General features: G+C 44.1%; 20 protein-coding genes. 18 read left to right on the forward strand and 2 right to left on the reverse strand.

What is annotated here, in order from left to right:
• Nucleotides 1-51 precede the first annotated feature (51 nt).
• Nucleotides 52-1,002, reverse strand: coding sequence for a sugar kinase (locus NSQ29_RS02960; protein ID WP_341124342.1), 951 nt, complete (start codon nucleotides 1,000-1,002; stop codon nucleotides 52-54).
• Between the two features lie 345 nt (nucleotides 1,003-1,347).
• On the opposite strand from NSQ29_RS02960, the gene NSQ29_RS02965 reads away from it, so the two are divergent.
• The 5 genes from NSQ29_RS02965 (at nucleotide 1,348) to holA (ending at nucleotide 5,948) form a co-directional block, all read left to right on the forward strand.
• The gene (locus NSQ29_RS02965; protein ID WP_341124343.1) at nucleotides 1,348-1,989 is read left to right on the forward strand and encodes a bifunctional 2-keto-4-hydroxyglutarate aldolase/2-keto-3-deoxy-6-phosphogluconate aldolase; all 642 of its coding nucleotides are present in this window, start codon (nucleotides 1,348-1,350) and stop codon (nucleotides 1,987-1,989) included.
• 235 nt (nucleotides 1,990-2,224) lie between these two features.
• The gene (locus NSQ29_RS02970; protein ID WP_042191032.1) at nucleotides 2,225-2,461 is read left to right on the forward strand and encodes a hypothetical protein; all 237 of its coding nucleotides are present in this window, start codon (nucleotides 2,225-2,227) and stop codon (nucleotides 2,459-2,461) included.
• Between the two features lie 384 nt (nucleotides 2,462-2,845).
• Complete coding sequence (locus NSQ29_RS02975) at nucleotides 2,846-3,394, forward strand: RNA polymerase sigma factor (RefSeq protein ID WP_036677530.1); 549 nt, start codon at nucleotides 2,846-2,848, stop codon at nucleotides 3,392-3,394.
• The gene (locus NSQ29_RS02980) at nucleotides 3,391-4,650 is read left to right on the forward strand and encodes an anti-sigma factor family protein (RefSeq protein ID WP_341124344.1); all 1,260 of its coding nucleotides are present in this window, start codon (nucleotides 3,391-3,393) and stop codon (nucleotides 4,648-4,650) included. Before NSQ29_RS02975 ends, NSQ29_RS02980 begins: the two co-directional genes overlap by 4 nt.
• A 278-nt stretch (nucleotides 4,651-4,928) precedes the next feature.
• Nucleotides 4,929-5,948 (forward strand): DNA polymerase III subunit delta, encoded by a 1,020-nt coding sequence (gene holA / locus NSQ29_RS02985; protein WP_042191027.1) that lies wholly within the window; start codon nucleotides 4,929-4,931, stop codon nucleotides 5,946-5,948.
• Nucleotides 5,949-6,195: 247 nt separating this feature from the next.
• Here the strand turns inward: holA and rpsT are convergent, their stop codons facing one another.
• Nucleotides 6,196-6,468 carry a 30S ribosomal protein S20 gene (gene rpsT, locus NSQ29_RS02990; RefSeq protein WP_042130412.1) on the reverse strand — a complete coding sequence of 91 codons (273 nt, stop codon included), beginning with the start codon at nucleotides 6,466-6,468 and terminating at the stop codon, nucleotides 6,196-6,198.
• Nucleotides 6,469-6,778: 310 nt separating this feature from the next.
• On the opposite strand from rpsT, the gene gpr reads away from it, so the two are divergent.
• From gpr to hrcA, 13 genes are all read left to right on the forward strand, one after another.
• Nucleotides 6,779-7,780 (forward strand): GPR endopeptidase, encoded by a 1,002-nt coding sequence (gpr, locus tag NSQ29_RS02995; RefSeq protein WP_042191024.1) that lies wholly within the window; start codon nucleotides 6,779-6,781, stop codon nucleotides 7,778-7,780.
• Nucleotides 7,781-7,936: 156 nt separating this feature from the next.
• Complete coding sequence (locus NSQ29_RS03000; RefSeq protein ID WP_341124345.1) at nucleotides 7,937-9,310, forward strand: stage II sporulation protein P; 1,374 nt, start codon at nucleotides 7,937-7,939, stop codon at nucleotides 9,308-9,310.
• Nucleotides 9,311-9,374: 64 nt separating this feature from the next.
• Nucleotides 9,375-9,860 carry a hypothetical protein gene (locus NSQ29_RS03005; RefSeq protein WP_341124346.1) on the forward strand — a complete coding sequence of 162 codons (486 nt, stop codon included), beginning with the start codon at nucleotides 9,375-9,377 and terminating at the stop codon, nucleotides 9,858-9,860.
• Nucleotides 9,861-9,994: 134 nt separating this feature from the next.
• Entirely contained in the window at nucleotides 9,995-11,809 is a 1,815-nt protein-coding gene (lepA, locus tag NSQ29_RS03010) for a translation elongation factor 4 (RefSeq protein WP_036677511.1), read from the forward strand.
• 108 nt (nucleotides 11,810-11,917) lie between these two features.
• On the forward strand, nucleotides 11,918-13,723 hold the full coding sequence (locus tag NSQ29_RS03015; RefSeq protein WP_341124347.1) for a cache domain-containing sensor histidine kinase: 1,806 nt from the start codon (nucleotides 11,918-11,920) through the stop codon (nucleotides 13,721-13,723).
• Entirely contained in the window at nucleotides 13,708-14,475 is a 768-nt protein-coding gene (locus NSQ29_RS03020) for a response regulator transcription factor (RefSeq protein ID WP_076299684.1), read from the forward strand. The genes NSQ29_RS03015 and NSQ29_RS03020 overlap by 16 nt, the downstream gene beginning before the upstream one ends.
• A gap of 95 nt (nucleotides 14,476-14,570) precedes the next feature.
• Nucleotides 14,571-15,875, forward strand: coding sequence for an ABC transporter substrate-binding protein (locus tag NSQ29_RS03025; protein ID WP_076299683.1), 1,305 nt, complete (start codon nucleotides 14,571-14,573; stop codon nucleotides 15,873-15,875).
• Between the two features lie 91 nt (nucleotides 15,876-15,966).
• Nucleotides 15,967-16,851 (forward strand): carbohydrate ABC transporter permease, encoded by an 885-nt coding sequence (locus NSQ29_RS03030; RefSeq protein WP_231573337.1) that lies wholly within the window; start codon nucleotides 15,967-15,969, stop codon nucleotides 16,849-16,851.
• A gap of 63 nt (nucleotides 16,852-16,914) precedes the next feature.
• Nucleotides 16,915-17,742 (forward strand): carbohydrate ABC transporter permease, encoded by an 828-nt coding sequence (locus NSQ29_RS03035; protein ID WP_042191010.1) that lies wholly within the window; start codon nucleotides 16,915-16,917, stop codon nucleotides 17,740-17,742.
• Between the two features lie 19 nt (nucleotides 17,743-17,761).
• Nucleotides 17,762-20,011, forward strand: coding sequence for an FAD-dependent oxidoreductase (locus NSQ29_RS03040; protein WP_341124348.1), 2,250 nt, complete (start codon nucleotides 17,762-17,764; stop codon nucleotides 20,009-20,011).
• A gap of 212 nt (nucleotides 20,012-20,223) precedes the next feature.
• Complete coding sequence (gene hemW, locus NSQ29_RS03045) at nucleotides 20,224-21,396, forward strand: radical SAM family heme chaperone HemW (RefSeq protein WP_341124349.1); 1,173 nt, start codon at nucleotides 20,224-20,226, stop codon at nucleotides 21,394-21,396.
• Nucleotides 21,397-21,489: 93 nt separating this feature from the next.
• A complete protein-coding gene (locus tag NSQ29_RS03050; protein ID WP_042194380.1) occupies nucleotides 21,490-21,981 on the forward strand; it encodes an N-acetyltransferase in 492 nt (163 codons plus the stop codon).
• A gap of 104 nt (nucleotides 21,982-22,085) precedes the next feature.
• The gene (gene hrcA / locus NSQ29_RS03055) at nucleotides 22,086-23,117 is read left to right on the forward strand and encodes a heat-inducible transcriptional repressor HrcA (RefSeq protein WP_042191003.1); all 1,032 of its coding nucleotides are present in this window, start codon (nucleotides 22,086-22,088) and stop codon (nucleotides 23,115-23,117) included.
• Nucleotides 23,118-23,138 lie beyond the last annotated feature (21 nt).

Here is a 23,138-nt window from a genome sequence, read left to right on the forward strand (position 1 = left end):
AGTTCAACTGTGAGACGGCATTTTTTAATGAATATACTCAAATCTATGTGCTTAAACCTCCTGCTGCATAAACTTCGCAAGCTCCTCACGGGTCGGAAGTCCATCCATATCGCCAGGCGACATAACGGCTAACGCACCGATCGCATTGCCACGTTTGACGGCCTCAGCAATCGGAAACTTTTCCAGCATCGCACTGATTACACCAACGGCAAAACCATCACCTGCACCTACGGTATCAACGACCTGCTCTACCTTAAACCCGTCTACATAACCTTCTCCTTCAGCGGATTTATAGTAAGCGCCTTCAGGTCCGAGCTTGATGACGACTAAGCTGACGCCACGCGCCAGATAATAGTCTGCAATCTCTTCTGGCGTACTTAGACCTGTAAGAATCTTGCCTTCACCGAGTCCTGGAAGGAACCAATCACAGCGTGTAGCCAGATCATTGATCGTCTTCACCATTGTTTCTGTATCCGGCCATAAGCTAGGGCGCAGATTTGGATCGAGGGAGACCGTCTTTCCTTGTCGTTTCATAAACTCCATAGCATGAACAGAGAATTCATGACAGCTCTTGGATAAGGCGGTGGAGATACTTGTTACGTGTAAATGTCCTGCAGCGTTAAAGTATGCCTCGTCAAAATCAACCAGACTAAGCTTGGAGGCCGCGGAATTTTTGCGGAAGTATTCGACTTTAGGATCGCCAGTAACAACCTTTGATTTGATTAACATACCCGTTGAATTTTCTTTAGTAAAAGTAATGTTGGTGGTATCAATGTTCTCTTTCTTCATTGCTTGAGCAATGAAATGACCAAAGTTATCTTCGCCAAGCTTCGTAACATAACCTGTAGGATGATTTAAGCGCGATAAGCCTGTAGCTACATTGCTCTCGGCACCTGCCAACGCTTTGGAGAACGAAAATACTTCATGCAGGGGACCCGTTTCATTCGCATAAAACATCGCCATCGGCTCCCCGAAAGTGACGGCATCCAACTGTTTACTCATTTGAGTTCCTCCTAGGGTAATGAATTTATCCCAGTATAATGATGTATAATTTGAAATTATCACATAAATCGGTTTTGTACAATAAAAGAATGATTTTTAATCCAAAAGTTGTTTTGGACAAAAGAAAACAAATGACCAATAATTCCTTATAAAACAAGGGTTTATTGGTCATTTCGATAAATTTATATCTCTAAATCCATAAAAAAGTATTGACTGTTAACTGTATTATTATTACTATCTGATTATAGATTATATCGTTTTGATTAGTAAATTTAATAAAAAAGTTTATCTAAATTAGTATTTCATATTCATCTATGATCGTACCAAGAGAAAGGGAGTCTACTGATGAAGAAAATGAAAGTATTGCAGAATGTGGCGTCGGTTGGAGTTGTAGCCGTTATTCGTGCTGATAGTGCTGAGGAAGCTTTTAAAATGTCCGTTGCTTGTATCGAAGGCGGTTTGAATAATATTGAGGTAACTTTTACTACTCCGGATGCGGATGTGGCGATTAAACGATTGGTAGCGGAGTACGGAGATCGCGCAGTGATTGGAGCAGGAACTGTACTTGATCCATTAACGGCGAGAATAGCCATTCTTGCAGGCTCGGAATTTGTGGTCAGTCCCTCTTTTGAAGCAGAGACAGCTAAAATGTGTAATCTTTATGGTATTCCGTACATGCCTGGCTGCATGACATTAAATGAAATGAAGGAAGCATTGAAGTTTGGTGTGGATGTGCTTAAGCTGTTCCCTGGCAGTGCGTTTGGTCCGGATTATGTGAAAGCGGTTAAAGGCCCTATGCCGCATGTGAACATTATGCCAACAGGTGGCGTGGATCTGAATAATATGGAAAAATGGATTGCCAACGGCTGTATTGCAGTAGGTATCGGGGGTAATTTGACTGCACCTGCGAAGGATGGTCGATACGATCAGATTACCGATCTTGCAGCTCAGTATGTGGCAAAATTTAAAGAGGTAAAAGATATTTAATTCTGTTTTTCTTAATTCGAATAGATAGATTTATTGAAGGTTGTATAGCTGACGCATGTCAGCCGTACAACCTTTTTTATATACATATTTTCCGACATTCAGATTTTCTTACATTATATGTATTCATAAAGTATAGAATGAGGACAAAGGCAATAAACTATAAAGTAGAAGAGTTATGATGATTGACTGACGTCTACGAATTGGAATGGTTTATTATCGGACCGGGAGTGAGTATATGCCTGCTTATCATGATAAAAAGCTGTATCTTGCAGCTGATGAAGAGGATGCGGAATACGTAGAAATTGCGTCGGCATTTCATGGTTGTAAGGTGACGGAAGGCCAGATCTATAGATTAGAGAGGAATTACAATAACCCTCATATTTTTGAGAATGGAGAGGCGTATGTTGTGGATGATGAAACTAGGGACAACTACGCAGTGTTCATGCTCTGCAAGATTGTGTTATATAAATAGAGTTATGTGCTCGATACTAAGGTTATTTCTTGTTTACTGACGGCTTCTTTTCCGACAGGAGGATAAGCCGTTTCTTTTGGAAATGGGGGATATTTCTTACCTAAACGCTTGCCGGCCTTATTGGGATGCCGAAGGCGTTTATACTTGTGTCATTTTTGTTATAAAGTTATTCAAAAGAGTATTTGAATGATTGAAGTTTCCCCTGTATGCTTAGTAGGAATTATTGGCTGCGAAATGCTATGAAATGTGCGATAGCACTTTATAAAAGATGGCTTAACATGACGTTCTAAGAAAAGTTTGGTATTCTAAAAATATTAATTACAGGGTTGCAACAAATTCGCAGTCTTGCGCGTCAGTAAGATTGCATAGAGAGGGGGAACCTTCGTGGTGGAGCAGGGACTCATCAGAGCCGCTCAAGCGGGCGATCGCGACGCTCTAATCACCCTATTGCGAGAAATTGAAGGGCATGTATATAAAACCGCCTTCTACATTTTGCATAATGAACAAGATGCGCTGGATGCATCTCAGGAGGCCTTGATCCGGGTTTATACCAAAATCGGTTCATATGAGGAAAAGGCCCAGTTCAAAACGTGGGTTCAGCGAATCGTTACCAATATTTGCATTGATAAATTCAGAAGAACTAAACCTACAGTTTCTATTGATGAGCATGAAATGGTGTTTCAGGATAAACACAATGTGGAACGTGAGGTTCTATCCTCTTATTTAGCTGAGGATATACGTGAAGCGATTGATCAATTGCCCGAGCATCATCGGACAGTCATCGTCCTGCGCTATTTACAAGATTTTTCTTACAACGAGATTGCAGACTGCCTGGATTTGCCTTTGAATACAGTGAAATCATATCTGTTTAGGGCCAGACAGCAGCTGCAGAATAGACTTCAGGAGTACCAGAAAGGTGGTGTATCGGGATGAAATGCGCGGAGGTGATGGAATGGATGCACCGCTATATAGACCAAGACTTGAGCCAAGATGAGATTGTTGAGATGTTCCGTCATATCGATAATTGTCCTTCCTGCGCGGAAGTCTTTGAGCGGCTGACACTTCTCTCCAAAGAATTGGAGCAGTTGCCAGACGTGAAACCCCCGTTTAGTCTGGTTGACTCTATTTTACCTCAGCTTGCAGAATTGGATCGAAGCAGTCGTGAACAAAGCGCTGTGAGAACCGAGGAACCAGTTGTAGTTCCATTTTCACGAGAAAGCTCCCGCGGTAAACCTTCCAAGGGAACCTCTATAGCAGCACGGACAGGCATTGGAGCTATCGCAGCTGCCGTAATATTAGGGATCGCTATTTTTAATATGCCGGATAAAATGCCTGGGGCAGAGGTAGAACAAATGATGCAGGATAGTAGTAAAGCGACCAGCGATAGTGCTAATAATATGGCTATTGATTCGCAAGCCTCTACTTCTGCTGAATCATATGAGGCTGCGCCTGCTAATAGCGGAACGGATTCGGGGGCTCTACCAGCTGCTCCTGATGTGAATGAAGATAACGCTGCATTAGATAGAGCGATGGGGCCGGTAGACCCTGCGTCGATGCCGACTTCTCCAACAGAAACTAATGCTGGATCTGGAGGACGGTCGATACCAGAACCAACAAATAATGTGAAGCCCAATCCTACGGAGAAGATTATGACGCCGAAGCCGGATACTGTAACGAAAGTTCAAACTCCGGATACTAGTGCTGGCGGTAATAATCAGTCCAAAGCTGATAAGAAGGATCAACCTGCTTCTATAGATAAAGGGATCGCAGCTGATTCAGCGACATCTACGGAGGAATCATTAAAGACTTCTGATGACTTCGGAATGGGCGTTATGGGTTTTAACATTTCTAATGATTCTAATGATTCTAATGATTCTAATGTACAGACTTGGACTTCCCCTGATGGGCATTATGCCATTGAGTTTGCTGGATTACAGCTTGTTATTTATAAGAATTCACCCGAAGGTTCAGTGGAAGATAGGATAGCAGTGACTTCTTATCCATTAGAAGGAAATTGGATTTCTGGAGAATGGTCGGCGGATAGCTCGCAGTTCACGTATGTGACGGAGAAAGATGGTGTGAATACCACTAAGGTGTACACTGTACAGGAAGCAGCAGCTTCTTCAACGCCGGTTACATCACCTGGGGCGACACCATCGAAGACTCCATCTTCAACGTCAACAAATTAAATTGAGGCTGGAACATTTTTCGAAGTTTCAGAATATACTATAGCAACCGGACAGGAACTAGAAAGTATAGGATTTGAAGAACATCGGTATGACCGTCGGATGGGAAGTTTCTAGGGCTTCTCACTCCGGCGTTTATATAGATGCGCCGCTTAAACGGAGGGGCTTTGGCCATGGCTGCCAGAGTTTCTCCGTTTTTGCATGTGCATTTATGTTGTTTTTTTTGCTACAATAGGAATCTGGGCAAATTGGGCTAGATGAATGGAAAAGGAAGTGGCGGAATGGATGCCAAAACGGCGATAAAAGAAATCAAACAAGGGAAAATCTCACCGCTGTACCTTTTGTACGGCAGTGAAAAATTTCGAATGAATGAATTCGCGGCATTGCTGGAAGACCAGCTGATTGCCAAAGAGGATCGCGATTTTGCGGTTATTCCCTTTGATCTCTCTGAGACGCCGGTGCAGGCTGTGGTAGAAGAAGCTGAGACTGTACCTTTTATGGTAGAACGTAAATTATTGCTGGTGCGGGACGCATCGTTATTTACAGCGGGAAAAGAAAATGCCAAACTTGAGCATCGTATAGATATTTTAAGTGATTATTTGCAGCATCCTGTAGATTTCAGTGTGATCGTCTTTATGGTGAATAGTGACAAGCTGGACGAGCGTAAGAAAATTGTGAAGACTGTTAAAACGGCGGGTACGGTATTAGCTTTCAACCCGCTAGGGGCAGAAGAACTGCTGCGCTGGGTAGAGAAAGGGATTCGTGAGCGGGGTTGTACGATGGCACCTGGCACCGCAGAGATTCTTATCACTAATGCCGGGACAGGTTTGCAGGGCTTATCCGCGGAAATGGACAAGCTATGTTTGTTCGCTGGTAAGGGCGGAACCGTAGATGCAGAAGCAGTAGAAAGTCTGGTGCATCGCGGAACGGAACAAAATGTGTTTACGCTTGTAGAGGACATCGCTAATCTGCGTCTAGATAAGGCGCTTGATACGCTGTATGAGCTGTTGAAGCAGCGGGAAGAACCCATTAAGATTGCTGCGCTGGTTGCGCGGCAGTTCCGAATTATTTTGCAGGTGAAGGATTTATCAGCACATAGTTATTCGCAAGGTCAGATTGCGTCTCAAATTGGACTTCATCCTTATGCAGTAAAGCTTGCAGGGGAGCAGGCCCACAAGTTCTCAAGTGAACGTCTGCGGCAAATTTTAAGTGCACTAGCTGATCTGGATTATAAGATGAAGACAGGAGCTATAGATAAAGTGCTTGGTCTGGAGTTGTTTATGTTGCGGCTAGGTACTTGAACAAAGCAGTGGAAAAAGTATATGGAGATGATCCATCTATGAAAAATGCCTAATCGGAATGAAAGTAACTTATTCAAAAGAGAAAAGTTGATCATTTAAGAAAACTACCTTCCTAAGGTGGTTTTTTTCATTCAACTAACGTCTAAAGGAAACTATTACTTATATTTATAGAATAGTAGGCACAAAAAAACCCAACCGTATGAAACATAGCGGTCAGGTTCTTCAATTGCTCATTATGAATGTCGTCTTAGGCTTGAGCCTTAAGAGCGTTCAATTTCTTCGCCAAGCGGGATTTTTTGCGGGCAGCCGCATTTTTATGAACCAGACCTTTAGTTACGGCCTTGTCCAGCTTTTTGGAAGCAGCTTGGAAAGCAGCTTGAGCAGTTTCAACTTCCGTACCTGTCAGTGCTACATCAGCAGTTTTCACAGCTGTACGAAGCGCGGATTTTTGGGAAGCGTTCAGTGCACGGCGTTTTTCGTTCGTGTTTACGCGTTTAACCGCGGATTTAATATTTGGCATTGCATTCACCTCCTGTAAGACATTCGAAATCATTATCAAATGATTCACAACTTAAAATAGTTTAGCATGACCGGTAGTAAAAAGCAATACTTAAAGCTTTCAAATTAAACCATTTTAACCTGCATAAACAAGGGCTTTCTCTCGCACACTATCGACAAAAGAGCATAGGCAGAAGCTTGCAATTTGAGTTTTTGTTAGAAGTAACTCAAAGAAGTGTCTACTCACAAAACTAAGTATCGCTTCCGATGTGAGTTTTGTCCGAAGTAATTCAATGGAGCGATACTAACAAAACTTTTAGGAGGCTGGAACAATGGAACCGGATCTGCAGCTATATTCGGTACGCACGGACTTGGCGTTAGAGGCAAAGGAAATGGCTCAAGGGCCACAAAGGACGCCAATCCCTGGTGTAAACGAAGAAGTGGAAGAGTCTGATGGGATAAAAGTTACCCGGCTTGGTGTGGCTAACGCTGCCGGATCACAGGCGATAGGTCGCGCGATTGGAAATTATGTCACGCTTGAGGTACCAGCATTGCGCAACGGAGATACTGGCTTGCAGCAAAAAGTAGCTGAAGTCTTTGCTCGCGAATTCGAGGACTTCCTGACTAGGATTGGGATTGGTAAGGATGCATCTGTACTAATTGTTGGATTGGGGAACTGGAATGTGACTCCAGATTCATTGGGGCCGCTGGTGGTGGAGAATGCGCTCATTACTCGGCAATTTTATGAGCTCGTGCCGGATCAGGTCTCTCCAGGCTACCGTAAGGTAAGTGCTATTGCTCCCGGGGTGTTAGGGTTGACCGGTATCGAGTCGAGTGAGGTTGTACAGGGGATCGTGGATCGTACAAAGCCAGATCTTATTATTGCCATTGATGCGCTGGCATCCCGTTCGCTGGAACGGATCAATACGACGATTCAAATTGCCGACATCGGTATCCACCCCGGTTCGGGGATTGGCAATAAACGGCGCGGATTGACGCAGGAAATTCTGGGTGTTCCTTGTATTGCTATCGGTGTTCCTACAGTTTGCTATGCTTCGACCATTGTAAATAATGTACTGGAGATGATGAAGAATCATTTCGGGCAAGGAGCTGGTCACACCAAGGAAATTATGGGGATGCTAGACGATATTTCTGAGCAGGAACGATTGTCATTAGTGAAGGAAGTACTTGAGCCACTAGGACATGATTTGATCGTTACACCTAAGGAAATCGATGAATTTATTGAAGGCATCGCCAATATTGTAGCCAGTGGTCTGAACGCGGCCCTGCATGATGCGGTCGATCCTGAGAATGTCGGCGCTTATACCCACTAATTGAATCATAGCTAGCACAAGTCCGGCGGGATGCTGATGTACAGTATCTCGCCGGACTCTATGTCTATTCTCTCATTTAGGGTTCTACTATTTCTCTTTCGCTCATAGATTTGGAGTATAAGAGATTACAGAGGGCTGGAGGAGGACATAAATATAATGAATAAAAAATGGTTTCAGCTTTGGAACATCGGCCGTTTACGTGGAAGAGTGCTGGATGCTTTATCGCTGGGAAGAACGATGCTGCTGTTGGCCGGAGGTTCGCTAGTATTTTTCATGCTGCTTGGCGCTGGTGGATTGGCCGGACAGAAGTTGAACTCTTCACCCATTCCATCTATGAAGGGGCTTGCGGCCTCCCTATCGAGTGGATTTTTCATGGAGCTGTTGGGGATGGAGGTCCCCCATTTACCGCAAGGGAAAGAGCCTTCTGCTTTTTCAGGTGAAAAAGTAACTTCCTTTGTATTTCAATTGCTGACCAGTGTGAACCCAAGTGATCCGAAGAGTCTTGTTTCTCGTGAAGTGCCAGGCTTGGCAGCGGATGATCCATTTCTTTTGCGAAAAGGCTCGGGTGGCTCTACAGGAGCTCCTGTTGATTATCATCCGGGAACGGATGAACTGGCTGAGGGTGGAGGGGAAGAGGTTGATCCATCGGTTCCAAACGAAGTGGACAAGCCCGAAGATACTCCAGCACAGCAGCCTGAAGCGACAATAGCTCCGTCTCCTGAACCATCAGGAGCTGCGGGAGGTACGGATAAGAGTGAACCGCAAAGCGAGACAGATAATACCAAGGATACGTCAGTTAAACGGATTCTTATCTATCATTCACATCCTCGGGAGGCCTATAATCCTCTACTAGGAGTAGCGAACGAAAATCCAAGCTCTGCGGTTTCAACTAAAAATGTAATGCTGGTAGGATCATATATTACGAAAAGATTGGAACAACGCGGGATTGGTACAGTTCATGCCAAAGAAGATTTTCTAACAAAAATTGCCGACTATAACTGGAATTTTTCCTACAAATACTCTCGAATGCTGGTTAAATCTGCGATGAGCTCAAATCAAGAAATGAGTGAACTTATCGACATTCACCGCGACTCGCAGCGTCATGGCAAAACAACTGCAGTGATTGATGGGAAAAGTTACGCTCAGGTGTATTTTATTATTGGACATGCGAATAAAGATTGGAAGAAGAACGAAGAGTTTGCGAACAAGATTCATCAAACGATTGAAAAGAGTTACCCAGGAATATCTCGCGGAATATGGGGAAAAGCTGCGGGTAAAGGAAACAACGGGGAGTACAACCAAACCCTCTCACCTAACAGTGTCTTGATTGAAGTGGGCGGTATTGATAATACAGCAGAGGAATTAAAGCGTACGGCTGATATTTTGGCAGACGCTATTGCGGATGTGTACTGGAGCAGTCATGACTCGGAGAAGGTAAACGCTGCTGGCAAGGCGACGAATCCCACAACCCAAGAGAGCAAGGGACAAACCAATGCTACAGCACCTCAAAAGTCGAACGGAGCTTCTTAAGCTACAGACATTTAATTTAGAATAAACAGCTTTATTACCAAGTATTTAAAAAGGAGTGGCTTACATGTCTCGTTTCGGTAAAAAACTGGTTATGGTCGGTATTTGGGCAGGGGTCGGCATACTCTTAGGTATGCAGTTTAGTGGCAGCGGAGGGGCAGCCGTCTCTAAGCTGCTGCCAGGCTGGACCGACCTATCGACTACGCCAACCAGTCAAGTGACGGGCATGCAATCACAGCCGATTAAGAATGGGGTTACACAAGGTGGGCAGACTTATGTGTATGTTCCGATGATGATCGACCCTATCACAGGTGCATATACGCCTGTTTCTCCATTGCCTCAGAATAGCAATCCTGCGCCAACTACAGATCTTCCTCAGAAGGTGGTAGATGGGTATAATACGAAAACTCCAGAGCAGATTCTGATTCCTGAGGAACAAAAGCCGACAGTCGATGTGATAGCGGATAAAACGGCAGGCCTTCTGCAGCAAGCTTCTCAGAAGGGCATACGCTGGGTAGTCTCATTGTTCGATTCGGCGGAAGAATCACAATGATTTCACGAGAAACAGTTATTTCACGGGTACGTGAATAGCTGTTTCTTCTGTTTTACGTAAGGGCGGGATTGATGGAGTAAGCTTGTACTGTTATAATAAGTGGATTAATATCAGGCTGTCTGTGGGGGTAAGGAATGACTGACGTTCAGAAAAGACAACAACAAATTCGCAATTTCTCGATTATTGCACATATAGACCATGGTAAATCGACACTAGCTGACCGCATTTTGGAATACACGGGGGCACTAACCACGCGTGAAATGCAGGAACAGGTACTCGATCAGATGGATCTGGAGCGCGAACGTGGTATCACAATCAAGCTGCAAGCCGTGCGTTTAACCTATCGTGCAGACGATGGTGTAGAGTATTATCTCAATTTGATTGATACACCGGGACACGTCGATTTCACCTATGAAGTTTCCCGCAGTCTTGCAGCATGTGAAGGCGCACTGCTGGTTGTGGATGCGGCTCAAGGAATTGAAGCACAGACACTGGCCAATGTGTATTTAGCACTGGATAATAACCTTGAAATCCTACCTGTGCTCAACAAAATTGACTTGCCAAACGCTGACCCAGACCGGGTAAAGCAGGAGATTGAGGATGTTATCGGGCTGGATACCAGTGAAGCGGTTATGGCATCTGCCAAAGCCGGTATCGGGATCAAGGAAATTCTGGAGCAGGTGGTGAAGCAGGTTCCTGCGCCATCCGGTAATTCAGAAGAGCCGCTTAAAGCGTTGATTTTTGACTCTCATTACGATCCTTACAAAGGCGTTATCGTCTATGTGCGCGTAATGGACGGTAAGATCCGTGCGGGATCGAAGATTAAGATGATGGCAACTGAGAAGACCTTCGAGGTCATTGAAGTTGGCGCATTTATGCCGCGTATGACCATTGTCGATGAATTGAACATCGGGGATGTCGGATTTATCGTAGCTGGGATCAAGCATGTTGGAGATACCCGTGTCGGTGATACTGTCACTGACGCAAAGAATCCTACTGCTGAGCCGCTTCCAGGTTACCGTAAGATCAACCCGATGGTATATTGCGGTTTGTATCCGATTGAGACCTCCGATTATAACGATCTTCGTGAGGCATTGGAGAAGCTCCAGCTTAATGATGCTTCGCTAAGCTTTGAGCCGGAAAGCTCGAGCGCGCTTGGATTTGGTTTCCGTTGCGGATTCCTTGGACTCTTGCATATGGAGATCATTCAAGAGCGGATTGAGCGCGAGTTCAATTTGCCGCTAATTACAACAGCACCGAGTGTTATTTATCGAATTATGCTGACCAATGGCGAAATGATTCAGATCGACAACCCGTCACATTATCCGGAAATCGGAACGATTGACTACATTGAAGAGCCATATGTTAAAGCAGCGATCATTGTGCCTAACGACTTCGTAGGTACTGTAATGGAGCTGTGCCAGAACAAACGCGGCGAGTTCGTAAATATGGAATATCTAGATACTAATCGTGTAACGATTACGTACGAGATTCCGCTGTCAGAGATCGTTTATGATTTCTTTGATCAGTTGAAATCCGGTACGAAAGGATATGCTTCTTACGACTATGAAATTTGCGGATACCGTCGTTCGAATCTGGTCAAGATGGATATCTTGCTTAACAATGAGCAGGTCGATGCCTTGTCCTTTATCGTTCACCGTGATCGTGCATACAACCGCGGTCGTATCATTTGTGAGAAACTACGTGGGATTATCCCTCGTCAAATGTTCGAAGTGCCGATTCAAGCCTCTGTGGGTACGAAGGTGGTTGCGCGTGAAACCGTTAAGGCGATGCGCAAAAACGTACTTGCAAAATGTTACGGCGGTGATATTTCGCGTAAGCGGAAGCTGCTAGAGAAACAAAAAGAAGGTAAGAAACGCATGAAGCAAGTAGGTAGCGTAGAGGTACCACAAGAAGCATTCATGGCAGTACTGAAGATCGACGAGTAGAAATTAGGTAGAGCCGGGAGAATATCCCGGCTCTATTTTTTTGCGCAGGAGAAGATTACAATAGGGTGGAAGGATTGTAAGCACATACACTGTAAGGGGAGTCCTCTTTTGAAACGATTATATTTGAAACTTACGCCAAGTACCTTTAAGAATCGGATTTTGTTAGCTTTCTTACTGTTGGTACTAACACCCATTGCCATGCTCGTACTGTATAACTTCAAAGAGACAGAACAAATGCTGCAGGATAATGCGGAAACGAAGAACATAGAGCAGCTTATTGGGATTAAGAATGGTTTTGTTGATCTCATGAGTCTCGTTATGAAAACAGGGTCATTACTTGAACAAGATACAACGATTTTATCGATAATGAAGAATCCCGAGCAATCGGATGAAATCACGAGAAAAAAGCTCGTTGAAAACAAGTTTGGAGCGATTGAAAATACATTCTTCATGAGTGGAGCGACGGTGTATTATACTTTAATCGACCTTCATGGAAACGCATACACTTCCTTTATGCCGAGGGAAACTTTGAGCTACGACGAAATCCAATCGGAGGATTGGGTTCAAGCATTGAAGCGAGAAGGAGCGAATCGATATATATGGAATCCGAATGACAAGAATAATGTGGTCCGGGAAAGTACAACAAGTAAGAAAATGCTTAGCCTCTATGAGGTTATGCGTGATAATGGTTTTAACATTTATGCCTATGCAAGGCTAAGTATCGATTATGAGGAGTGGTTTACTAGATCAACGTTAGGGAGTAAACAGGAAGGTTCTTTTTTTCTGCTCGATGCCTCAGGGAGAATGATGCTTAATCCGGATAAGGATGAGACCTTTTCTCCAGATATTGCGCAGAGTATTGTGAAGAGTGACCACCAGCGGCAGACAGAGCGTGCTGCATCTATCATCGATCCGAAGGAGAAGAGCTTATACACATACAGCTACATCGAAGAGTTGAATGGTTATGTCGTTAAAAAGGTACAGCTAGCACAGCTATTTCTTGAGGTGTATAAGCAGAAGCAACGATTTTTTGCTGTATTTGGAGTCATACTACTGCTATTTGTTCTATTAACTTATTTTATATCATCGACGATTACAGTGCCGCTAAAGAAGCTGCAGAAGAAGATGGAGATGACCGCTAAAACCAATCTCAAAATGAAATTACCCGAGCAAGGGCGGGGAGAGATTCTTGCACTGACTCAGAGTTTCAATATAATGATCCATGATTTAAATGAGCTGTTGCAGCGTCTTCAGCTTGAAGAAAAACAGAAGCAATTCGTTCGATTTCAGGTGTTACTTTCGCAGATGAATCCACATTTCCTACTAAATACATTGAATACGATAAAGAGCATCGCCTTAGATAAAGATGATGATGAAATTTATGAAATTTGTGTTGCGCTAGGCAAAATATTGGAAACAACATTAAATACTGAAGTGGATTTGATTCTGTTAAAGGATGAGATTGTACTAATTGAATCTTACATGGAGATTCAGCGGCAACGCTTCGGACATGGGATTGAGATTCAATATGATATCAACGAGGAACTACAGTACGCATTAATCCCTAAATTCTGTCTTCAGCCCTTAATTGAAAATAGCTTGATTCACGGCTTCGGTCAGTCTGTGAAACAAGGGAGAATTGATATTTCCGCTAAGGTGACTGGACAACAACTATATCTGCAGGTTAAAGATAACGGCATGGGGATAGAAAGAGCACAGCTGAATAAGGCTGCACGCAAACGAAAAGGAATCGGTGTTCAGAATATTAGGGAGAGCTTAGAGCTGTTGTTCAAGAATCAACGGACAGGCATGGACATTGTATCATCAGACACAGGAACTGAAGTGATTATCCATTTTCCACTTCTTATTTCAAAACCTTACGATGGAGGTAAGCTCACATGTGGAGAACGTTAATTGTGGATGATGAACAACCCGCGGTTAAAAGTATACGGAAGTTATTCTTAAAGGCTGGAATCCCGTTTGAAATTATAGGTGAGGCGGAGAATGGAGAAGTAGGCTTGCAAATGATTCGTGAGCTTCGACCTGATGTGGTAGTGACGGATATCAATATGCCAGTGATGGATGGGGTGAAGCTCCTTCAAGTTGCGCGAGAGGAAGGCTTCGACTGCCGATTTGTAATGTTGACCGCATTGAGTGAATTTGAATACGCTCGGCAAGCGCTCGTATTTGGAGCTTCGGACTACATTCTGAAGCTATCTTTAGATCTCCAAGGTTTGAAGCAGACCATGGGTAAGGTTCATGCCGAGCTGGAGCGAATGGTGAAGATGAAAAAGGCCGATAAATGGTTTCCTGAGAAGCAACAAACGGGACCGACAGATCATGTGGAGATGAACAAAATAATTGCTTATATTGAAGAGCATTATTCTGAAGACATCTCGCTCAAATCCATGTCAGAGTTGATACGAATGGATGCCAGCTATATAAGTGACTTATTCAAGAAAAAGACAGGGAAAACATTGACGAATTATATTCAAGAGCGGCGTATTCAGGCTGGAAAAATGCTGCTTGCAGAGACGAAGCTAACAATTAGTGAGATTGGGCAGCAGGTGGGCTTTGAGAACGATAATTATTTTATTAAAATTTTCAAAAAGTGGTGTGGCGTCACGCCAAATGAATTTCGCAAAGAACCAAAAAACGTTCTATAGTTTCCCAAATGTAGTTCATCCCCCAGAATCCGCTCTGATGATAAAGTTATAGACGTAGAGCACAACACATAATCCTTCCAAGGGGGAAGATATCGATGAAGAAAAAGTGGTATCCTGCAGTGCTTTCTGTCTTATTAGCAGGTACGATGCTGGCTGGTTGTGGTACTAGTGGAAGTAATGATGCGCAGGGCAGTGCAAATGGACAAACAGCAAAGGAGAAAATAAAACTTACGATGTGGGGGGCAGTTCCTGCAGAAGCCGGGCCTCAAGCTGTAATTGATAACTGGAATAAAGATCATCCAGACATTCAAGTCGAGTATATCCGTAATGTAAATGATGATGCTGGAAACTTAAAGCTGGATACTGCCTTGATGACCAATCAAAACATAGACCTTTTCATGAACTACGATCTTGCTCATTTACAGAAACGTATGGATGCAGGCGTTGCCTTGGATCTAAGCACGAAGACAGATTATGATATCGACAGCCAGATCGGCGAGGACGCAGCAATGTGGAAAATCAATGATAAGTACTATGGGATTCCTACAAAGAAAAACATGGCGTTTGTGTGGTTGAACAAAGATATGCTGGATGCAGCAGGATTACCGATTCCTGCGGTGGACTGGACCTGGTCAGATCTTGAGGAGTATGCGAAGAAGCTAACGAAGCCTGGTGTGTACGGATTATTGCAGGCAGATTCCTCCTTCTCAACAACGATGGACGGTACGCTTGCTGGAATGGGTGTGAAACAGGCGGATGGTACTTCAAACTTTGGGAATGATCTATGGAAAGAACACCTGGAAATATTGCATAACATGATGTTCGTGGACAAATCCACACCGGAATATGGCGAGCAACTGACCAGTAAAATGCCGGTTGACACCATGTTCTTGCAAGGCAAAGCGGCAATGCTGGCAGCAGGTGAGTTTATTTTCCGAAATGCGAACAACTTGAAAGACTATCCGCATGATTTCAAAACCGCGTTCGCCGCTATTCCAAAAGTGAATAAAGATCAAAAGGATTATAAATATTCGGGCGGTGTGGGTGACATGCTTGCTCTTAATGCGAAATCCAAGAACCTGGATGCAGCTTGGGAGTTCGCAAAATGGTATGCGGATGGCGGTATGCTGCCAATGGCAAGCGGGGGTCGTATTCCAGCCTCTAAGAGTGTAGATAGTAAGGAAGCAATGAGCCTTCTCATGAAGGGTGTGGAAGACAAATATGATACAGATTCAATGAATAAAATTGTATTCGGCAAATTCCCGTCCTTCCAGCTAAATGTAACTCAACAAGCCATTGATGCACGTAAAGAAGAGTATGAAAAATACTTCTTAAATAAGCAAGATATTGAAACCACGATGAAGAATATGCAAACCCGTTCGCAAGAGTTATTGAAATAATGAAATAGTTAGCACAAAAGAGAAGGAGGAAGATTTCTTCGTTCTTCTCTTTCGTGTACCCATTTTTCAGCATACGAAAGGCGGCGATACCGTGAAGCGGAGAAGCTGGATGGACAGACAAGGCTGGATCGGCATGACCTTTATTCTTCCGAATATGATTGGTATTCTCTTATTCTTTATTATTCCTGCAATCTATTCCTTTGTCCTCATGTTTACGAATTATCAATTTTCAAATCCGAATTGGCAATTTACTGGGCTGGATAATCTCAAACGATTGTTCCATGACGATAATTTCTATGCCTCGATCAAATATACGGTGATATTCCTGATATCGGTTCCAGTATCGATGGTGCTCGCATTTATTGTAGCGCTATTTCTAAACCGCAGTGTGTATCTTAAAGGCGTATTACGTGGAATGTTCTTCCTACCGTATATCTCCAGTGGAGTAGCCGTTGCATTTGTCTGGATGCTGCTATTTCAGCCTTCACAAGGACCCATCAATGAAATGCTTCGCTGGATTGGCATAACATCGCCGCCAGGATGGTTTGCGGATACGGAAACCGCAATGTATGCCATTGATATCGTACAAATCTGGCTGATGCTTGGCTACAATATGATCATATATTTAGCTGCATTACAGGAAATTTCGACAGAACAGCTGGAGGCTGCCCGGATCGATGGTGCAAGCACATTCAAAACAACATGGAAAATTGTATGGCCTCTTGTTAGTCCCACAACTTTCTTATTAATGATTACCGGATTAATTATGACGATGAAATCGTTCTCGATTATTCAAGCCATTACGGCTGGAGGTCCTAGCGGAAGTACGACGGTCTTATCACTATTCGTTTATAAAACAGCGTTCAGTTATTACGATATGGGATACGCTTCAGCCATTTCATGGTTCTTGTTCGCCGTCATTCTCGTCATTACAGTCATTCAGTGGATCGGCCAAAAGCGCTGGGTTCATTACTAAATGATCCCACAAAGTGAAGCTTTGCGGGGGGCCCCGAAACCATAATTTAAAGGAGCAGGCGGTATGAATGAAAACGCAGGAAACATGAAGGTGAAACTGCCAGTAACGGTCATCATGTTTGTTCTAGGACTATTTATGATTGTGCCTTTCCTATGGATGCTCAGCACATCCTTTCAGACACCTGCCGAGGTGTTTAACAAATGGCTGCCTTCATCTCTCAACTGGAGCAATCATATTCGGGTATGGACAGGAAGTCATGATTTTGTTCCGTATTATTTAAATTCACTTAAGATTTCAATTATTGGAACTGTGGGGGCTGTGTTTCTATCTGCCCTTGCCGCTTACGGATTTTCACGTACTTCGTTCAAAGGTCGAGATGGACTATTTGTCATATATTTATCCATGATGATGGTTCCACCTCAGGTGCTTTTTGTTCCAAAGTTTATCATGTTTAACTGGGTTGGGATTTACAATACGCATTGGGCGCTGATCTTACCAGCCATGTTCTCAATCTTCGGTGTATTTATGCTTCGGCAGTTCTTTATGAGCATTCCTAAGGAAATTACGGAATCCGCTTTTTTGGATGGGGCGGGGCATTATAAGATATTTTTCCGCTTAATTCTGCCATTAGCGAAGCCAGCAATAGCAACGTTTGCTATTCTCGATTTCTCCTGGCAATGGAATGATTATGAGAATGCGCTTGTATTCTTGCAAAGCCCTAAACTATATACCATTCCGCTTGGATTGCAGAATTTTATTCTTGAGAACAATGTGGACTACAACGGGATGATGGCTGCTTCATCGGCTGCGATTATTCCAATGATTATTATCTTCTTTGTGGGTCAGAAATACATTATTCAAGGGATTTCAAGTTCGGCTGTGAAAGGCTAACTATAGGAGGGGTACTAACATGAGAACAGAAACGGTTAAATCCGATGTAACAGTGGTCGGTGGTGGACTTGCAGGAATGAACGCGGCGATCGCTGCAGCGCGCCTAGGGTTAAAGGTAGCACTAGTGCAGAATCGTCCTGTACTTGGTGGTAACTCGAGTTCAGAGGTTCGGGTATGGGTATGTGGTGCAACAGGACATGGTGTAAATCGATATGCACGTGAGACAGGCATTATGGGTGAGTTATTCATCGAGAATCAATACCGGAACCCGGAGGGAAATCCATACTTATGGGATCTAACCTTACTCGAAGCCGTGAAGGCAGAGTCGAATATCAGCCTGTTCCTAAATACCGATGTACGCGAAGTGGAAGCGGAAGGTGAGGCAGAGGATCGGACGATTCGCAGTGTGATTGGTTGGATGATGGGATCTGAGCGGTTGATTACGTTCAAGAGTGAGGCGTTCATCGATTGCACGGGCGATGGTTTGGTTGGCTTCCTGGCAGGAGCTGACTTCCGATTAGGACGTGAAGCCCGCCATGAGTTTAATGAGGAATGGGCACCTGAAGTGCCTGATAACATTACATTAGGCAGTACATTATTGTTTTATACACAGGATACAGGAAAACCGGTACGTTATGTTGCTCCATCGTTCGCGAAGGATATTACAACAACGTCGATTCCGATCCGTCGGGTCATTCGGAGTGGAGATTCAGGCTGTCACTACTGGTGGATTGAGTGGGGTGGTGAGCTTGATACGGTGGATGAGAATGAACGTATACGTGATGAGCTATCCTCTGTTATTTATGGGATTTGGGATTACATTAAAAACTCAGGTCATTTTGATGCCGAAAATATGACGCTGGAGTGGGTTGGCTCAATTCCGGGTAAACGTGAATACAGACGGTTTGTTGGCGATACGATCTTAACGCAAAATGATATTCTTGCGCAGCGTGAATTTGAAGACCGGATTGGATTCGGAGGATGGTCGATTGATCTGCATCCACCGCAAGGGATGTACGCAGAAGAGAGCGGCTCGAAACATCTGCATGCGGATGGGATTTATCATATTCCATTTAGTTCGCTCTATTCGAAGAATGTGCGAAATCTACTCTTCGCGGGTCGGAATATCAGCGCATCTCATGTGGCTTTTGGAACAACACGCGTCATGGCAACCTGTGCGATCATGGGTGAAGCGGCTGGAGCAGGTGCAGCATTATCCGTCATCAAAGGTGTAACCCCTCGTGAAATTCGCAAGCAGCATATGCATGAATTGCAACAGGTGATGTTAAAGCAAGATGCTTCGATTATTGGATTGCGCAACGAAGATCCGCTAGACCTCGCGAGAAATAGTGAGATTCATGCGTCTAGTACGATGAAAGGCATATTACTGGATCGTCCAGCTGAAGCTTATGAGCTTTCTCATGACGTAGGAATTTTGTTTCCGGTTGAAGGAAATATCCTTGGGTTGAAGCTGCTTGTGTCAGCAAGTACTCAGTCAGAGTTGACCGTTGAGCTATGGACGACTGGGCGTGCGGAAAATTACGTTCCAGCAGAGTGTAGACAGGTTGATGTTGTAATAGTACAAGCTGGAGAGCAGCAATGGATTGATGTTCCGGTACAAGAGGAGCAGTGGAGTTCAATCGGCGAATGTAATATCTTCACTATTATTCGAGCTAATGAGCATATTCAATTGCATATTTCAGAAACCCCAATCACAGGTGTTATTACATTTGAGCGAGGCGTTAAACCTGTAGTCGATTCAGCGCTGGAGGATCATCAGCCAGATCAGCCGGTGATGGAGTGGAGCATGAAACAGCTTGTACGCAGGCATTTCTGCTTTGCGGTAGAAACATCCGCATATGCTGCATCCAAAGTCACTGACGGGTATGTTCGACCTTTTGCAGGGCCACATAGCTGGGTTTCTGAGCCGATGACTGCTGGTAGAACGGAGTGGGTAGAGGCGCGTCTCCCGGATGCTGCTTCAGTCTCTGAAATTCATTTTACCTTTAACGATGATGTTAATGAGGATCTTATCAACTTACATCACCATGAAACGCCATTTCTGGTGATTCCTGAACTAGTAAAGGCTTACGATGTAGAGTTACTCATTGATGGCGTGTGGCAAGTCATGTTCCGCGTCAAAGACAATCATCGCCGGAAGAACGTACATCGTTTAGAGAAGCCTGTCCTTACGGATGCTGTTCGGATCGTTGTTCATGAAACCAACGGAGGAGAACGTGCAGAACTCGTGGAAATGCGGATATATTAAGAAGAAACGGCTTAGCCGTCCTTATAGGGACGGTATCCGTTTCTGCGAGAAATACAAAATATATAGGATAACGTAAAACTTATACTTTTTTGTATTTTAAAATAGAGATCATTTATAAATGATCGCCCTTGGAGGGAAGCCGTTAGGCTTCCCTTTTCTTGTTTTTTAGATTACACTAGTCAAACGATATTTTTATATAAAGGAGACAGCTAATGACCACGAATACTAATGGCCGTCCCCCTGAGGCCGTATACATTCATATTCCTTTTTGTACCAATAAGTGCTTTTATTGTGATTTTAATTCCTACGTTCTCAAGGATCAGCCGGTTATGGATTATCTCCAAGCCTTGGATCGAGAAATGGAGCTGACCGTCAAGAACACTCCACCGGGAGTTATCAAAACGATCTTTGTCGGCGGTGGTACCCCAACAGTACTGAAGCCGGATGAGATGGCTTATTTTCTAAAATCAGTTCGGACACATTTCCCAAACTGGGATAAAGATATCGAGTTCTCTATGGAAGCAAATCCGGGAACTACGGATATAGATAAGTTGACGGTTATGAAAGAAGGCGGCGTGAATCGGGTGAGCTTTGGTGTTCAGGCGTTTCAGAACGAACTCCTTACGGGTATTGGCCGGATTCATAATGTTGACGATGTATACCGCAGCTTGGAAAATGCTCGTGCAGTTGGTCTTAACAACCTGTCGGTTGACCTTATGTTTGGTTTGCCGAACCAAACTGTAGAGATGCTGGGCGAAAGTATTCGTAAGGCCTTGGAGCTTGAATTACCCCACTATTCTATTTACAGCTTGAAGGTGGAGGAGAACACTCTTTTTCACACCCTATTTAATAAGAACAAACTTCCTCTTCCTAATGAAGAAGATGAACTGCAAATGTACCTCTTGTTGATGTCATCTATGAAGGAAGCAGGCTATAACCAATACGAAATCAGTAACTTCGCAAAACCAGGTATGGAGAGTCGTCACAATATCACTTACTGGCGTAATGAAGATTATTATGGTCTCGGGGCAGGTGCACATGGATATGTGGGGCGCCAGCGTCATATTAATGTTAAGGGTGTAAATCCTTATGTTGAAGCTACACGTAAAGGGTTGCCTCGATTAGACGCATACCCAATCACTGAAGCAGAAGCGATGGAGGACTTTATGATGGTTGGCTTACGTATGCATGAAGGCGTCTCTAATGAGGCTTTTCAAGCGCAATTTGGGCGTTCGATAGAGGATGTATTTGCGAAATCCTTGCATAAGATGCTGCATGCGGGTCTACTTGAGCACGAAGAGGGGACTTACCGACTCAGCAAGCAAGGGATCCTTTTCGGGAACGATGTTTTCGCGGAATTTGTAGGCGCACTGACAGAAGTTTAATTTTAAAATACCCCTTGAATTGTAATTCACTCTGTTGTATATTTATTCATATTATCAACAGAGGGGTGAATTAAAGTGCTTGCCAAGACGGAAATGATCCGCCATTCGTCTCCAGCAGGAGACGCACAGGTGATTTGCAGAAATGCTGTGATAGAAGATGTTGAACCGTTGTATCTGATGATAGAAGAATACGCACAGCGCGGGATCATGTTGCCCCGTTCCAGGCAGGCGCTGACACGCCAGATCGATCAATTCGTTGTTGCAGAAATTGGCGGCAGATTCGTTGGCTGTGGGTCACTCTTCAGACTCGGGAATGATCTTGTAGAGATTCGCTCGATCGGTCTGAATGACGAAGGTAAGGGCAAAGGTGTAGGCTCAATGATTTTAGAGAAGTTGGTTGAGGAAGCCAGAAACCAGAAAATCCCTAAGGTCATGGCACTAACCTACGCCGTAGATTTCTTTCTTAGAAACGGATTCGAAGTTGTTGAGAAAGAGATTTTTCCCGAAAAGGTATGGACAGATTGCGTGAATTGTAAAAAGCAGCATGCCTGCGATGAAATAGCAGTACTTAAGATGCTGAACTGACTTGACAATGTCAATGTCAGTTTGGTATTTTTGTATTAGTGGTTAGCACTCATCTGAGTCGAGTGCTAACGAATCGGAGCCAACAGCCGATAGGAGGGGATAACATGTTAACTGATCGCCAGAGAATGATACTAAATGCAATTGTAGATGATTATATTTCATCGGCAGAACCAGTAGGATCTCGCAGCATTTCTAAACGGGGTGATGTAGGGTACAGCCCTGCAACTATTCGAAATGAAATGGCTGACCTAGAGGATTTGGGTTATCTCGAGCAGCCTCATACATCGGCGGGGAGAATACCTTCCCATAAAGGATACCGATATTATGTGGATCATTTGGTACCGTGGAATTCCGCCGAAACGGCAGAGATGGGCACGATCCGCGCTTTTTTTGCCGAGAAGCTGAATGCAATGGAGCAGGTAATCCAACATGCGGCGATGATTCTTTCCAATATGACGAATTACACTTCCATCCTTCTGGGACCGGAGGTTTTTCATACATCATTGCGTCATTTTCAGTTGTTACCACTAGATGATAAAACCGCTGTAGCGATTATTGTTACAAGTACGGGTCAAGTTGAGAACCGTACGGTGAACATTCCGCCGGAGATATCCGTTTCCGAGATGGAGAAAGTGGTTAACCTACTGAATAGTAAGCTGGTCAATGTACCACTCTATAAGCTGAAGACTCGGCTGTATTCCGAGCTTGGCGAGGAAATGCAGCGTCACATCTCACATTATGAAGAATTAATGCAAGTGCTAGACATTGCGCTGGAAAGTGATCAAGAGCAGCGTATCTATCTTAGTGGAGCGACGAATATGCTTACACAGCCTGAGTTCAAGGATGTTGACAAGGTGAAAAGCATTCTTGATCTGCTGGAAGAGACGCCTACATTGCTCAAAATGCTGGCCCCTACAACTGGCGGCACTGGTATCCAGGTCCGAATAGGGACGGAGAACAATCATGAAGCGTTCGCTAACTGCAGTCTGATCACCGCCACTTATTCTCTTGATGGGCAGGCACTGGGGAGCATTGGTATCCTTGGTCCGACACGAATGGAATATGCAAGAGTGATGGGGATCTTGGGCATTTTATCCCGAGATTTGACAGCGATGCTGGCACACTGGTATAAGTGAACAGAGTCAACATTGATTACG

This window comes from Paenibacillus sp. FSL F4-0236 (assembly GCF_038000135.1).
Lineage (GTDB): Bacteria > Bacillota > Bacilli > Paenibacillales > Paenibacillaceae > Paenibacillus_AQ.

Bases quoted from the DNA above. Each gene is read 5' to 3' on its own strand.
- NSQ29_RS02960 (WP_341124342.1), bottom strand. From the start codon at position 1,002: ATGAGTAAACAGTTGGATGCCGTCACTTTCGGGGAGCCGATGGCGATG.
- NSQ29_RS02965 (WP_341124343.1), top strand. From the start codon at position 1,348: ATGAAGAAAATGAAAGTATTGCAGAATGTGGCGTCGGTTGGAGTTGTA.
- NSQ29_RS02970 (WP_042191032.1), top strand. From the start codon at position 2,225: ATGCCTGCTTATCATGATAAAAAGCTGTATCTTGCAGCTGATGAAGAG.
- NSQ29_RS02980 (WP_341124344.1), top strand. From the start codon at position 3,391: ATGAAATGCGCGGAGGTGATGGAATGGATGCACCGCTATATAGACCAA.
- holA (WP_042191027.1), top strand. From the start codon at position 4,929: ATGGATGCCAAAACGGCGATAAAAGAAATCAAACAAGGGAAAATCTCA.
- rpsT (WP_042130412.1), bottom strand. From the start codon at position 6,468: ATGCCAAATATTAAATCCGCGGTTAAACGCGTAAACACGAACGAAAAA.
- gpr (WP_042191024.1), top strand. From the start codon at position 6,779: ATGGAACCGGATCTGCAGCTATATTCGGTACGCACGGACTTGGCGTTA.
- NSQ29_RS03000 (WP_341124345.1), top strand. From the start codon at position 7,937: ATGAATAAAAAATGGTTTCAGCTTTGGAACATCGGCCGTTTACGTGGA.
- NSQ29_RS03005 (WP_341124346.1), top strand. From the start codon at position 9,375: ATGTCTCGTTTCGGTAAAAAACTGGTTATGGTCGGTATTTGGGCAGGG.
- lepA (WP_036677511.1), top strand. From the start codon at position 9,995: ATGACTGACGTTCAGAAAAGACAACAACAAATTCGCAATTTCTCGATT.
- NSQ29_RS03020 (WP_076299684.1), top strand. From the start codon at position 13,708: ATGTGGAGAACGTTAATTGTGGATGATGAACAACCCGCGGTTAAAAGT.
- NSQ29_RS03025 (WP_076299683.1), top strand. From the start codon at position 14,571: ATGAAGAAAAAGTGGTATCCTGCAGTGCTTTCTGTCTTATTAGCAGGT.
- NSQ29_RS03035 (WP_042191010.1), top strand. From the start codon at position 16,915: ATGAATGAAAACGCAGGAAACATGAAGGTGAAACTGCCAGTAACGGTC.
- NSQ29_RS03040 (WP_341124348.1), top strand. From the start codon at position 17,762: ATGAGAACAGAAACGGTTAAATCCGATGTAACAGTGGTCGGTGGTGGA.
- hemW (WP_341124349.1), top strand. From the start codon at position 20,224: ATGACCACGAATACTAATGGCCGTCCCCCTGAGGCCGTATACATTCAT.
- NSQ29_RS03050 (WP_042194380.1), top strand. From the start codon at position 21,490: ATGATCCGCCATTCGTCTCCAGCAGGAGACGCACAGGTGATTTGCAGA.
- hrcA (WP_042191003.1), top strand. From the start codon at position 22,086: ATGTTAACTGATCGCCAGAGAATGATACTAAATGCAATTGTAGATGAT.